The sequence below is a fragment of the Desulfuromonas sp. AOP6 genome (assembly GCF_009731355.2).
Lineage (GTDB): Bacteria > Desulfobacterota > Desulfuromonadia > Desulfuromonadales > SZUA-540 > SZUA-540.
Map to the genome: position 1 here is coordinate 1480352 of NZ_AP022810.1, position 12891 is coordinate 1493242.

Here is a 12891-nt window from a genome sequence, read left to right on the forward strand (position 1 = left end):
GTTTTATGCTGTGGAATCAAGGTGTTAAAATATAGAACAATATTTTATATTGACAAGTGTATTTGCCTTTTGGTTATATGTGCGTCATCTTGTTTGTTGATATAACTGTTTAAATTTACGTAAAAAAAATCATTGAGACTAAATTTTAAGTGCGCCTGTAAGTGTTTTATTTTTGATAAATAGTTTGTTTGAGGTCGAAGATTTCATTTTCTTCTGGAGGAGGTTGAATGTCCGTCAAGAAATTCAAGAAAATACTGGCCGCCAATCGTGGAGAGATTGCTATTCGCATTTTTCGAGCTTGTACGGAATTGGGAATCAAGACCGTCGCTATTTACTCGGACGAGGATAAGCTGTCTCTTCATCGCTATAAGGCGGATGAAGCCTATCTGATCGGCAAAGGTAAAGGACCGATCGATGCCTATCTGGGTATTGACGAAATCATAGATCTGGCGAGGCGCAAAGAGGTGGATGCCATTCATCCTGGCTATGGTTTCCTCTCAGAAAATCCTGACTTTGCCGAAGCCTGCGCCCGTGCCGGCATTGCCTTTATTGGACCCACCCCGGAGATTCAGCGACGTCTTGGCGACAAGGTTTCCGGACGGCAGGTGGCTCTGGCTTGCGGCGTTCCCGTCGTACCTGGAACCGAGAAGCCTATCGCCACGGAAGAGGAAGCCCTGATATTCGCCAAGTCATGCGGCTATCCCATCATCGTCAAGGCCTCCGCTGGCGGAGGCGGCCGTGGCATGCGCGTGGTTCGCAACCAGAAAGAGCTTCTGGAAGGGCTCAAATCCGCCGCCTCCGAGGCCAAGGCAGCTTTTGGCAATGCCGCTGTCTTTCTGGAAAAGTACATTGAAAATCCAAAGCATGTCGAAGTGCAGATTCTGGGTGATTCCCACGGCAATATCGTGCATCTCTATGAGCGCGACTGCTCCATTCAGCGCCGACACCAGAAGGTGATCGAGATGGCACCGTCACTCTACCTCACTGAGGAAAAACGGGCTGAACTGTGCGGATATGCCATGAAGATTGCCCGCGAGGTGGGCTATGTCAATGCGGGCACCATCGAATTTCTGACAGACCGGGAAGGAAAATTTTACTTCATCGAGGTCAATCCTCGCATCCAGGTCGAGCACACGGTGACGGAAATGGTTACCGCGCGCAATCTGGTCCAGGCTCAGATCCGCATTGCTGAAGGACATAAACTGTCCGATCCGGAGATCAGCATCCAGAGCCAGGACGACATCCAGATGCGCGGCTATGCCATTCAGTCGCGTATTACCACGGAAGATCCGCAGAACAGTTTTGCCCCTGATTTCGGCACCATCAAGGCTTTCCGCACGGCGGCCGGTTTTGGTGTGCGTCTTGACGCGGCGGCAGGTTATGCTGGCGCTCAGATCACCCCTCACTATGACTCTTTGCTCGTCAAGGTCTCCGCCCACGGTCTGACCTTCGCCGATGCCGCCCGCACCATGAACCGGGCCCTGCAGGAATTCCGCATCCGCGGGGTGAAGACGAATATCAGCTTCCTCGAAAAGGTCATCACCCATCCGACCTTTTTAGCGGGTAAGTGCGATACGTCCTTTTTGGATAACCATCCTGAACTTTTCGTCCTGCCTGCCAAGAAAGACCGGGCTACCAAGATTCTGCGCTGCATCGGCAACACGGTAGTCAATGGTTATCCTGGTATCAAGGTTCCGCTGCAGTTCAAGGACCTGCGTGAACCGGAGGTGCCGGATATCCCTTACGGCCAGGCCCATCCCCGTGGTTCAAGGGACATCCTGCTCGATAAGGGACCGGAAGGGCTGGCCGATTGGGCACTGAAACAGAAGAAGCTTCTGCTGACCGATACCACTATGCGGGATGCCCACCAATCTCTTATGGCGACGCGCTTCCGTACTTTTGATCTCGATCGTATTGCCGAAGCAACCAGCCATTTGGGCGGTTCGCTGTTCTCGCTGGAGATGTGGGGCGGGGCGACTTTCGATGTTTCCATGCGTTTTTTGCGGGAAGACCCCTGGGAGCGGCTTGATCGTTTGCGCAAAAAGGTTCCCAATATCCTGTTCCAGATGCTGCTGCGTGGCTCCAATGCCGTCGGTTATACCAATTACCCTGACAACGTGGTGCAGGAGTTTGTGGCCAAGGCAGCCGAAAGCGGTATTGATATCTTCCGTGTTTTCGACTCGCTGAACTGGACCAAAGGGATGAGTGTCGCCATGGATGCCGTGCGCAAGAACGACGCCGTCTGTGAAGCGGCCATGTGCTATACCGGTGACATTACCGACCCCAAACGGCATAAGTATCCCTTAAAGTATTATGTCGATCTGGCTAAAGAGCTGGAAAAGATGGGAGCCCATATCCTGGCGATCAAGGATATGGCTGGACTTCTTAAACCCTTCGCCGCCGAGAAACTGATCAAGGCGCTGAAAAACGAAATCGGCATCCCCATTCACCTGCATACCCACGACACCTCCAGCAACGGGGGAGCCATGCTGCTCATGGCCACCCAGGCCGGGGTGGATATCGTCGATTGTGCTCTCTCTTCCGTATCGGGCCTGACGGCGCAGCCCAACCTCAATGCTCTGGTTTCCACTCTTAAAGGGACTATCTGGGATCCCAAGGTCGACGAAGAGGGCCTGCAGAAGCTGGCCAACTACTGGGAGACGGTCAGACCCTATTATGCCCCCTTTGAATCAGAACTTCGCAGCGGTACCGCTCAGGTTTACTATCATGAAATCCCCGGCGGTCAGTATTCCAACTACAAGCCGCAGGTAGAAGGTCTCGGTCTCGGTCATCGCTGGGAAGAGTGCAAAGAGATGTACCGCAAGGTCAACGACATGTTCGGGGATCTGGTCAAAGTGACGCCATCTTCCAAAATTGTCGGCGACATGGCCATGTTCATGGTGCAAAACAATCTGCAGCCCGAGGACGTTTTCGAGCGGGGCGAGGAACTCACCTTTCCGCAGGGTGTGGTCGATTTCTTCAAAGGGATGATTGGTCAACCATATGGTGGCTTCCCGGAAGAGTTGCAGAAGATCATTCTCAAGGGAGAGGCGCCACTGACCTGCCGGCCGGGAGAACTGCTGGAACCGGTGGATTTCGCCGCTAAGAAAGCCGAGGTGGAAAAGAAGCTTGGTCATTCCATAAGTGATCGTGAGGTTCTTTCCGCTGTTCTTTACCCTGGCGTTTTTGAAGAGTTCGACCGCTATCGCCAGGAATACAGCGACACTTCATTCCTGCCCACCCCAGTCTTCTTTTATGGTCTGGGCGTCGGCGATGAGACCAGCATTGACATCGAACCGGGCAAGACCCTGATTGTCAAACTCAATGCCATCGGTCGCGTTCAGGAGGATGGCACGCGCTCTATCTATTTTGAACTCAATGGCGAGCCTCGGCAGGTCACCGTCAAGGACCTCTCCATCGAAACCGGCGAGGTCTCTCACAAAAAGGCCGACCCTGACGATCCCAAGCAGATTGGCGCCCCGATGCCCGGCAAGATATTCAAGATTTTGGTCAACGCCGGGGACGAGGTCGCCGCTGGGGACACCTTGCTGTCGACAGAGGCCATGAAGATGGAGACCAACGTGAAAGCCAAAAAGGATGGTGTGGTGGCCGAGGTCTGCTTCAAAGAAGGAGAGCAGGTGCAGCAGGGCGATCTGCTGATTGTGCTGGAATAGTAAGTTTCTAGGCAGCTTGAATAAAAAAACAGGAGCCGGTGATTCTCTGCCGACTCCTGTTTTTTTTATGTGTGATAAGTGACCAATCAGTTCTTCTTCATCAGAACCGTGCTGAATTCGTCCAACATCCGGTTGCGAAGAATCTGGCAGCCGAGGCGTTCGTATTTTTGGCGTACGTCGAAATTGTATTCCCAGAGTATCCCTGAAAGCAGGAGGAAGGCGCCTGGCGCCGCCCTGGGCACAAGCTCCTGAGCGACGGAGAGGAGAATGTCGCCGTAGATGTTCGCCAGAATGAGGTCAAAAGATCCGGCCGCGACCTGGTCCAGAGTGCCGCACAGGTGGTCAATTTTATCTTGGACGCCATTGAGATGACTGTGATGTCTGCAGGTGGTGACTGCCGCCGGATCGATATCGACACAAAGAGCGCGGGATGCCCCGAGTTTGAGGGCCGCTATGGCCAAAATGCCGGTGCCGCTGCCCAAATCGAGCAGCGTCTTTCCGGTGAAATCGGGGAGGTTCTCCAGGATTTCCAGGCAACTGGCGGTGGTTTCGTGTTCGCCCGAGCCGAAAGCTCCGGAAGCCATAATCAAGGGTAGACGATCATCCTGTACGGGGGCCTCTTCAGGGGGGTGAATACGAAAACGTTGTCCGATGGTAAAGGGAGCATACTCGCGTCCCATAAGGGAATGTCCTTTCAAACTTATCCAGGTCAGGTAACACAGACGAATGTGCGTTGATCTTTAAGGCCGTTTCTACCGGCCCACTGGCGGATTTGTTGGCGGGCGCCGGCGGCACCAACCGTGATGAGCATTTTGCCTTGATCCGGCCGGACCTCTGGGCGGGCGATGGCCGGAGCTCCGTAGATGGTCTGGCCCACTTTGCTGGGATTGACATCCACCCAGAGCCCCACGTGAAGTCCTTGGCCCAGGAGAGTCTTTCTCCAATTCTTGCCTTCCAGACCGTCGCCCCAGAGCAAGAGCGACAGGCAGGAAGCGTTCCTCGTTGCGCACGGCCAGTAGCAGCGATACGGCTGGTGAGGTTATAGCCCCAGGCTGCGCAAAGCAAAAAGGGCGATGCTGTAGGTGAGGGCCGACAGCAGGGTGGACATCATGACGATGGAGCCGGCCAGCTCGGCATCGCCTTTCATCTGGTGCGCCATGATGTAGGTGGCGGTCGCTGCCGGTGTTCCGGCCATCAGCACCCCGATCCCCAAATCCATGCCCCGAATTCCCATGCCGTAGAGTAAAAAGGCGCCCAGCAAAGGCAGCCAGACGATTTTAATGCCCGTGGCGAAAGCCGCCCGCACCATATCGCCTTTAAGTTTTTCAAGGGAAAAAGAACCGCCGATGGCGATCAGGGCCAAGGGAAGGGTCATGCCTGTGGCGATATCGAGGCTGCGGTCCAGAATCACTGGCATGGGCAGACTGAAAAAGCTCCAGGCGATGCCGGCAAAGGAAGCGACGATGAGCGGGTTCAGGGCAACCTGTCTCACCCAGAAGGACAGACCCCGGTTGCCATCCTGTCCGCGGTGGGGCAGCAGCAAGGCGAGGATAGCGAAAAAATTGAGAACGGGTACCAAAAAACCTGTGAGGATACCGGCCCTCGTCAAGCCATCCGGTCCATAGGCGTTGAAAACAATAGCGAGTCCCATGTAGGCCAGATTTCCTCGAAATGAACCCTGGCTGAAAGATCCGGCTGCTCCAGGAGGATAACGGCGGATAAGGGCATACCCATAAGAGGCGAAAAAGCCGATGGCGATGATGAGGGCGGAGCCAATGACGAGCCTGCCATTGAAGTTGGTAAAGAAGTCGGCTGTGCCGATTTTATAAAAAAGCAGCAGCGGCAGGCCGATATAATAGACAAGACGGTTGGTCTGAAAGAGAAAGGCCGAATCGATCAAGCCGAGACGTTTCAAACCATATCCCAGCAGAACGACCAGAAATACCGGAATGACAATAGTAAGGATTTCCAGAAAAAGGGACACAGCGTTCTCCTTAAAGGGCGGATGTCAGGATACATGAACCCCTTTTGCCCTGTCCAACACAAATTGCCTGTTCTCAAATACCTGTCGCTACTCCTTCCCGTCAGCAAATGACCGGCAGGGAAAAGTCTTGCGATTGTCTGGGGTATGAATTAAAAATGGTGACCATGAAAAACTCCCCGCGACTTCGCCTGTTGACGATTGTAGCGCTGGTTCTTCTGGTCACCTCCATGCATTATCTGACCACGACCCATCGCCATGAATATCACGATATTTATCGACGTCTCTACTATATTCCCATTGTTCTGGGGGGAATGTGGTTCGCCCTACGCGGCGGTCTGTTAACCTCGATGACCGTTTCGATACTGTATATCCCCCATGTTCTCATTCAGTGGAGTCATCACCCGCAAATTCGCCTGGAACAGTATCTTGAGATTCTACTGTATAATCTAATCGGCCTTTTGACGGGGTATCTGACCTCCAAAAAAAACGAACAGCGGGATCGCTATCAGAGGACAGCAGAACAATTACGCGAAAGCTACAGCGAGCTGAAGAACAAGGCCGATCAGATTTTGGAAATCGAGGAGCAGTTGCGCCGGGCCGATCGCCTTTCTGCTCTGGGGGAGCTTTCTGCTGGCATGGCCCACGAAATCCGTAATCCGCTTGGTTCTATCCGGGGGACAGCGGAAATCATTCAAGAAGGGATGGACCCGACTGACCGTCGCTACGAATTCAGTCGCATTATGATTCAGGAAGTGGATCGCTTGAACCGCGTGGTGCAGGATTTCCTCGATTTTGCCCGTCCGGCGCCAATCGATCGGGATCGGGTGGATATCAATGCGGCTTTGGCCGACATCCTCGTTCTGGTCAGGCAAAAGGCAACAGCTAGCGGCACGGTCATCACCTTTCCTTTTGAGGGCCGTCTTTATGTGCCCGGCAAGGAGGAGCATCTCAAGCAAGCTTTCCTGAACCTCACTCTCAATGCGCTGCAGGCTATGCCTGAGGGGGGGAGGCTGGACATCCTCACGAATCGATCCGGGGCTGAAGTTGAGATCCGTTTTAGTGATACGGGCAGCGGCATCCCGCAGGAAAATCTTGATAAAATTTTTAATCCCTTTTTCACCACCAGGGAAAAGGGAACAGGGCTGGGACTGGCCATTTCCGCCCGCATTATTCAGGGGCATGGTGGACGCATCTCTGTGGATAGCCAGCCTGGGAAAGGCACGACTTTCACCCTTTACCTTCCGGCCATGGACGGACAGGAGTAACCCTTGGCAGAGACCACCATTTTACTGATCGATGACGATGTCTCTTTGAGACGTGTTACGGAATTTACCTTGCAGGAAGCAGGCTATCGGGTATTGACTGCACCCGACGGAACTTCAGGTCTGCGTCAGTTCGAGGAACAGAAACCGGCCCTGGTCATTACGGATATCCAGATGCCGGGCCTGTCCGGTTACGATGTCCTCAAACGAGTCAAAGAGCTGAGTCCCGAAACCCTGGTCCTTGTCATTACTGCCTTTGGCACGGTGGAGAAGGCGGTTGAAGCGATGAAACTCGGGGCCTACGACTACCTGACCAAGCCTTTCGGTCGTGAGGAATTGCGCCTGACGGTGGAGAAAGCCCTGTCTTTCCGGGGGTTGAAAGAGGAAAACCTGCGCCTGAAGGAACAGATATCCCATCAGGCCGATTTCAGCCGGCTGGTCGGAACATCAGATAAGATGCAGCACGTTTTCGAATTGGTGCGCAGGGTGGCGCCAACGGAAGCCAACGTCCTGATAACCGGGGAGAGTGGAACAGGCAAAGAGCTGATTGCTCAGGCTATTCATCGCAGCAGTGAACGTCGCGCAGGGCCGCTGGTGGCTGTCAACTGTGCCGCCATTCCGGCCGATCTTCTCGAAAGCGAACTTTTCGGTCATGTCAAGGGGGCCTTTACCGGGGCGATCAAAGACCGCAAAGGAAAGTTTGAACAGGCCAATGGCGGCACGCTCTTTCTGGATGAAGTGGGGGACATGCCCCTCGATCTACAGCCCAAACTTCTCCGGGCTCTGCAGGAAAGGGAAATCGAGCCGGTCGGAGAAGGGGTCCCGCGAAAGGTAGATGTTCGCGTGGTGGCGGCCACTAATCAGGACCTTGAGGTAGCCATTGCCGATGGCCATTTTCGTGAAGATCTCTTCTACCGCCTGTCCGTGATTCCCGTCGAGCTCCCCCCCTTGAGAGCCAGGCGGGAGGATATCCCGCTGCTGGTTCAGCATTTTCTGGGGAAATATGCCGCTGGCGCTTCCATCACCCTCTCTGAAGGCGCCTTGAAACGTCTTTATGACTACGAATGGCCCGGAAATGTCCGTGAGCTCGAGAACACCATGGAACGTCTGACTATTTTGCGCCGCTCAGACACTATCGAAGTAGAGGATCTGCCAAGTAAGATCGGGGCGCTGAGCCGTTTGTCTAATGCAGTTTTGAATCTCCCGGACGAAGGGTATCCCCTGGAGCAGCTGGAAAAGGAAGCTGTTGAGGAAGCGCTTCGCCGCAACGACTGGAATCAGACTCATGCCGCTGCCTTCCTGCGGATTCCCAGGCATACCCTGATTTACCGGATAGAGAAATATGGAATCACCCGGGGAAAATAGTTCGCGTCTGTTTTTCCCTGCTTCACGGTCAGTCTCAGGGGGAGAAATACTATGCCATTTCTCATCGTGTTGGATAATAGTGGCTGTTAACCTGGATTGCTCTGATAAAGGAGATTTGCATGGCTGAACTGCTTGTGGACGGCAACGAAGTCCGTCGTCCCGAGGAGGAGCAATTTCGCATGGAGGGATGGATCGCCTGCGCCCCCTGTGAAGACCTTCTTGGCATCCGTATCGAAAAGGCCGCGGAGGGGAAGGCTGTTCTCAGCATGCCTTTCACGGTCAAGTTGGCGCAAGGTGGTGGCTTCATGCATGGCGGCGCGCTGACAACCCTTGGTGATACGGCTGTGGCCATGGCGATTAAATCGGTCCTGCCAGGGGACACCCTCTTTGCCACCACCGCGCTGCACATGGAATTTGTGGCACCTGTCAAGGAAGGCCCTGTGAGGGCGGAGGCGGCCGTCACGGGACCGGTTCATCGAGTTTTCCAGGGTGCCGCCACCCTGTTCGATGCCGGCGGAGGAGTGGTGGCACGTCTTGAAACGCAATTCAAAGTGGCAAGAGGGCAAGGCTTTGATGATTGAGTCAGGTATTTTGACCGGTCTGGTTAAGAAGACTTAACCGCCCATGCTACCTTGACTTTTTTGAGGCCAACAGGTAGAACATCAGCAAGTTATTTCCTTTCCCGAATATAAAGAAAGGCCGATTGGCATGTCCCGATTACTGACCTCTTCTCTGCTGATTCTTCTCACGTTGATGTTCCAGGGCATCTCGTTCGCTGCCGAGACCTCTGTGCCTGCAGGCCGCGTGGTTGTCGGCAGTGTCGCCCCAGATTTCACCCTGAAAAACCTGGATGGCGAATCGGTCTCTTTGTCACAATTTCGTGGAAAGGTGGTTTTTCTCAATTTCTGGGCGAGCTGGTGTCCACCGTGCCGTGAGGAAATGCCTTCGATGGAACGATTGAACGAAGTGTTTGGCAGCAGCGATTTCGTCATGCTGGCCGTAAATGTTGAAGATGACGGTCAGCGCTCTGTGCCTGAATGGCTTAAGAAAAATCCATACACTTTCCCGATACTTCTCGATCCACAAGGTCAGGAAAAGATGCGGTACGGTGTCACCGCCATCCCCGAGACCTTCCTGATCAATAAAAAGGGAGTCGTTGTTGATCGTTTTCTTGGGGCCTACGATTGGTCCTCCGTGTACACTCTTAAAGAAATCTTCTCTTTAATCAACGAGGAATAATATGACTGGTTCCGCTGATATCACCATCTGGATTGCTTTTTCCGCGGGGATACTGTCGTTTTTTTCTCCCTGCGTATTGCCCCTCATCCCATCCTATCTGACTTACATAACGGGGCTTTCCTTCGGGCAGCTTAAAGATGCCCATCCCACCACCAAGGTCAGAGTAACGGTTTTTCTCCACTCCCTCATGTTTATCGCCGGTTTCTCCGTCGTTTTCATCACGCTGGGAGCCCTGGCCGGGGTGGCTTCATCTACCTTCCAGACACACATGCGTGAAGGTTTAATCTGGATCCAGCGGATTGGCGGCTTACTCATCTTTCTTTTTGGCGTCCATATGAGCGGCTTGTTTCATTTTGGCGTTCTTTTGGGCGAAAAACGCGTTCATGTGCAGCAAAAACCCAGCGGTTTCTTTGGGACTTTCCTCGTTGGTCTCGCCTTTGCCGCTGGCTGGACTCCCTGCATCGGGCCAATTCTTGGGGGTATTCTCACCCTTGCTGCCAGTTCTTCTGGCGGATATTTGCGCGGGGTGATCCTGCTTGCCTTTTATTCGGCGGGTCTGGGCATTCCTTTCCTGATCTCCGGCGTGCTTTTTCATGGCTTTCTTTCCTTTTTCAACAAGTTTCGCAAACATATCCGTATTATGGAGATTGTTACCGGCCTGTTGCTCATGATTGTCGGCGTCATGCTCTTCTTCAATATGTTCGGCAAACTTTCCGGTTATCTCTATCGCTGGATTCCCATGGCCGGGTAGGGAGCCTTCAGCAAGAGTCTTGACTTCATGCGGCCACCCCTGATATCTTGAAAATCATTTTCAGAGAAAGGGGTGGCGCATGCAGGAAGCCAAAAAAGTCTTTCGGGAATATCTGGCCAAGCAAGGTTTGAAGTCGACCCGCCAGCGCGAAATAATTCTGGACGAGTTTCTTCGTTGCGTTTCCCATCCCTCCACCGAAGACCTTTATATCAAGCTCCGCAAAAACCATCCTCAAATTGGTTACGCAACGGTACACCGCACCCTTAAGCTGTTGGCCGAGTGCGGTCTGGCTGAAGGGCATAATTTCGGTGATGGACAGACACGCTACGAGTCTTGTATCGACGAAAAGCATCATGATCACCTTGTCTGTACCCGTTGTGGCGCCATCATGGAGTTCTACGATCCCCGTATAGAGGCACTTCAGGAGGAGGTCGCCAAAACACACGGTTTCACGATCCGAAATCATCGACTTGAACTCTATGGCCTCTGTTCCCAGTGCGGTCGCGACCAATAGCTGCCGGATTTACCATGATATCTCTCACCATTCTGTCTGAAGGACTCCTGCATGGCCGCCGTTGATAAAGGGAATGAAACTCCCCGTATTGTTCTTGTTGGCAGTCCCAATGTGGGCAAGAGCTCCCTTTTTAACGAACTGACCGGAACCTACACCACCGTATCAAACTACCCTGGCACCTCTGTTGAAATTTCTCGCGGGCACTGTGACATTGCCGGGATCCGCTATGAAGTCCTCGACACACCTGGCATGTACTCGCTTATGCCGATCTCTGAAGAGGAGAAGGTAGCGCGGGACATCCTGCTGAATGAAACGCCCCATGTCGTCATTCATGTCATAGATGCCCGCAATGTCGAGCGCATGCTCCCCATGACTCTTCAGCTCGTGGAAGCGGGGCTTCCCATGATGCTGGTCATTAATATTATGGATGAGGCGGAGCGCCTGGGCATCCGTATCGACTTTCCAGCCCTGCGAGAGCGTCTGGGCATTCCCGTCATAGCGGCAGCGACAGCGCGGCGCCGTGGCCTTCAGGAGATTAGACAGGCGATAGGGAATCAGGACTTCGACATAGGGACTCCTTTTTCTTACTCACCGGATCTCGAAGACGATATTCGGGAGATATCTTCCTGTTTTCACGGTAAGTATCGCCTCAGCCGCCGCTCTCTTGCCCTGTTGCTTCTCCAGAAAGATCAGCACATTCAAGAGCTTGTTAGCGACGGGGAAGCGCAGTTGGCCGAGCCGCTGATGGAGTGTGTCAAAAAGGTCGCCTTTGCCAGGCGTTCTGATCTTCACCTGCATATCAGTCTGGAACGAAAAAGAATCACCCGCAATCTTCTCAGTGGGGCCCTGACCCAGGAAGAGGGTAGAAAGCCGTCACTGTCCGATCGCCTCTCCTCGCTGACCATGAATCCCTGGACTGGGTTCCCCTTTCTGTTGGCGACCCTCTATTTTGGGTTGTATAAGTTTGTCGGCGGCTTTGGAGCCGGCACCGTCGTTGATTTTCTTGAATCGACCCTTTTTGAGTCCTATCTCATTCCCTGGCTCATAGATTTGGGAGACCGCTTCCTGCCATGGTATTGGCTGCACGAACTCTTAGTCGGAGAATATGGCATATTCACTCTGGCCATACGCTATGCCGTGGCCATTGTTCTGCCTATCGTCGGCACATTTTTTCTGGCTTTTTCTATTATTGAAGATACGGGGTATTTTCCTCGGTTGGCCATGCTGGTTGACCGAATTTTTAAAAACATCGGCCTGAACGGCCGAGCGGTTATCCCTCTTGTTCTCGGTTTTGGCTGCGATACCATGGCGACTATTGTTACGCGCACCCTGGAAACCGTACGGGAGAGGATTATCGCCACGGTGTTGCTGGCTCTAGCCATCCCCTGTTCTGCTCAATTGGGAGTTATTCTGGGTCTCCTATCCAGTGTACCCGGAGCCTTGGCGGTCTGGACCCTCAGTATGGTTCTTGTTTTTCTGCTCATCGGGTTGTTAGCTGCTCGCCTGGTTCCGGGAGAGCAACCCATGTTTTATATGGAGATTCCTCCCTTGCGCATGCCCCAGTTGCGCAATGTCATAACCAAGACTCTGACCCGGATGCAGTGGTATTTCGTCGAAATATTTCCCCTGTTCATTATCGCTTCCGTGCTGTTGTGGGCCGGCAAGCTCAGCGGGGCCTTGTCCTGGGTCGTCAAGGGGATGGAGCCCGTCATGACAATGCTTGGGCTGCCTTCGCAGGCCGCCGCCGCCTTTATCTTCGGTTTTTTCCGCCGAGATTTCGGTGCTGCCGGGCTCTATGACATGCAGACCTCGGGTCTGCTTACGCCAGTTCAATTGACGGTCGCCGCTGTCACTCTGACCCTTTTCGTGCCCTGTGTAGCTCAGTTTTTGGTTATGAACAAAGAGAGGGGATGGAAGGTATCCTTCGGTATCTTTATCTTCGTCACTCTTCTCGCCTTCGCCGTCGGTTGGCTTCTCAATAAGGTTTTGCTCTTTACGGCGGTGCTGTCATGAAATGTGGTTTTTGTCAGAAGGAACTGCCGGATGACGCTCTTGAAAAACAGCCTCGGTGCGGTATGTGTCCTGGTGGTTGCCGAAAGATA

The 12891-nt window shown here is 53.4% G+C and carries 11 protein-coding genes; 8 read left to right on the top strand and 3 right to left on the bottom strand.

What is annotated here, in order from left to right:
* The first annotated feature begins 227 nt into the window (after positions 1-227).
* Complete coding sequence (locus AOP6_RS06940) at positions 228-3674, top strand: pyruvate carboxylase (protein ID WP_155876004.1); 3447 nt, start codon at positions 228-230, stop codon at positions 3672-3674.
* Between the two features lie 86 nt (positions 3675-3760).
* Here the strand turns inward: AOP6_RS06940 and AOP6_RS06945 are convergent, their stop codons facing one another.
* The 3 genes from AOP6_RS06945 to AOP6_RS06955 form a co-directional block, all read right to left on the bottom strand.
* The gene (locus AOP6_RS06945; RefSeq protein WP_155876006.1) at positions 3761-4354 is read right to left on the bottom strand and encodes a 50S ribosomal protein L11 methyltransferase; all 594 of its coding nucleotides are present in this window, start codon (positions 4352-4354) and stop codon (positions 3761-3763) included.
* A 29-nt stretch (positions 4355-4383) separates the two neighbouring features.
* A complete protein-coding gene (locus AOP6_RS06950; protein ID WP_155876008.1) occupies positions 4384-4584 on the bottom strand; it encodes a hypothetical protein in 201 nt (66 codons plus the stop codon).
* A 129-nt stretch (positions 4585-4713) separates the two neighbouring features.
* On the bottom strand, positions 4714-5658 hold the full coding sequence (locus AOP6_RS06955) for an AEC family transporter (RefSeq protein WP_155876010.1): 945 nt from the start codon (positions 5656-5658) through the stop codon (positions 4714-4716).
* A 164-nt stretch (positions 5659-5822) separates the two neighbouring features.
* On the opposite strand from AOP6_RS06955, the gene AOP6_RS06960 reads away from it, so the two are divergent.
* From AOP6_RS06960 to feoB, 7 genes are all read left to right on the top strand, one after another.
* Positions 5823-6923: an ATP-binding protein gene (locus AOP6_RS06960; RefSeq protein ID WP_155876013.1), complete on the top strand. Its 1101-nt coding sequence runs from the start codon at positions 5823-5825 to the stop codon at positions 6921-6923.
* A 3-nt stretch (positions 6924-6926) separates the two neighbouring features.
* Complete coding sequence (locus AOP6_RS06965) at positions 6927-8285, top strand: sigma-54 dependent transcriptional regulator (RefSeq protein WP_155876015.1); 1359 nt, start codon at positions 6927-6929, stop codon at positions 8283-8285.
* A gap of 119 nt (positions 8286-8404) precedes the next feature.
* Positions 8405-8866, top strand: a complete 462-nt coding sequence (locus AOP6_RS06970) for a PaaI family thioesterase (protein WP_213194808.1) — start codon at positions 8405-8407, stop codon at positions 8864-8866.
* Positions 8867-9038: 172 nt separating this feature from the next.
* Positions 9039-9524, top strand: a complete 486-nt coding sequence (locus tag AOP6_RS06975; protein ID WP_213194809.1) for a TlpA disulfide reductase family protein — start codon at positions 9039-9041, stop codon at positions 9522-9524.
* Position 9525: 1 nt separating this feature from the next.
* A complete protein-coding gene (locus AOP6_RS06980) occupies positions 9526-10275 on the top strand; it encodes a cytochrome c biogenesis protein CcdA (RefSeq protein WP_155876019.1) in 750 nt (249 codons plus the stop codon).
* A 79-nt stretch (positions 10276-10354) separates the two neighbouring features.
* Positions 10355-10789 carry a transcriptional repressor gene (locus AOP6_RS06985; RefSeq protein ID WP_155876022.1) on the top strand — a complete coding sequence of 145 codons (435 nt, stop codon included), beginning with the start codon at positions 10355-10357 and terminating at the stop codon, positions 10787-10789.
* 51 nt (positions 10790-10840) lie between these two features.
* Positions 10841-12802, top strand: coding sequence for a ferrous iron transport protein B (feoB, locus tag AOP6_RS06990; protein ID WP_155876024.1), 1962 nt, complete (start codon positions 10841-10843; stop codon positions 12800-12802).
* Positions 12803-12891 lie beyond the last annotated feature (89 nt).

Excerpts from the sequence above, each read along its gene's own strand:
- AOP6_RS06940 (WP_155876004.1), top strand. The coding sequence starts at position 228 with ATGTCCGTCAAGAAATTCAAGAAAATACTGGCCGCCAATCGTGGAGAG.
- feoB (WP_155876024.1), top strand. The coding sequence starts at position 10,841 with ATGGCCGCCGTTGATAAAGGGAATGAAACTCCCCGTATTGTTCTTGTT.
- AOP6_RS06945 (WP_155876006.1), bottom strand. The coding sequence starts at position 4,354 with ATGGGACGCGAGTATGCTCCCTTTACCATCGGACAACGTTTTCGTATT.
- AOP6_RS06980 (WP_155876019.1), top strand. The coding sequence starts at position 9,526 with ATGACTGGTTCCGCTGATATCACCATCTGGATTGCTTTTTCCGCGGGG.
- AOP6_RS06975 (WP_213194809.1), top strand. The coding sequence starts at position 9,039 with ATGTTCCAGGGCATCTCGTTCGCTGCCGAGACCTCTGTGCCTGCAGGC.
- AOP6_RS06970 (WP_213194808.1), top strand. The coding sequence starts at position 8,405 with ATGGCTGAACTGCTTGTGGACGGCAACGAAGTCCGTCGTCCCGAGGAG.
- AOP6_RS06960 (WP_155876013.1), top strand. The coding sequence starts at position 5,823 with ATGAAAAACTCCCCGCGACTTCGCCTGTTGACGATTGTAGCGCTGGTT.
- AOP6_RS06985 (WP_155876022.1), top strand. The coding sequence starts at position 10,355 with ATGCAGGAAGCCAAAAAAGTCTTTCGGGAATATCTGGCCAAGCAAGGT.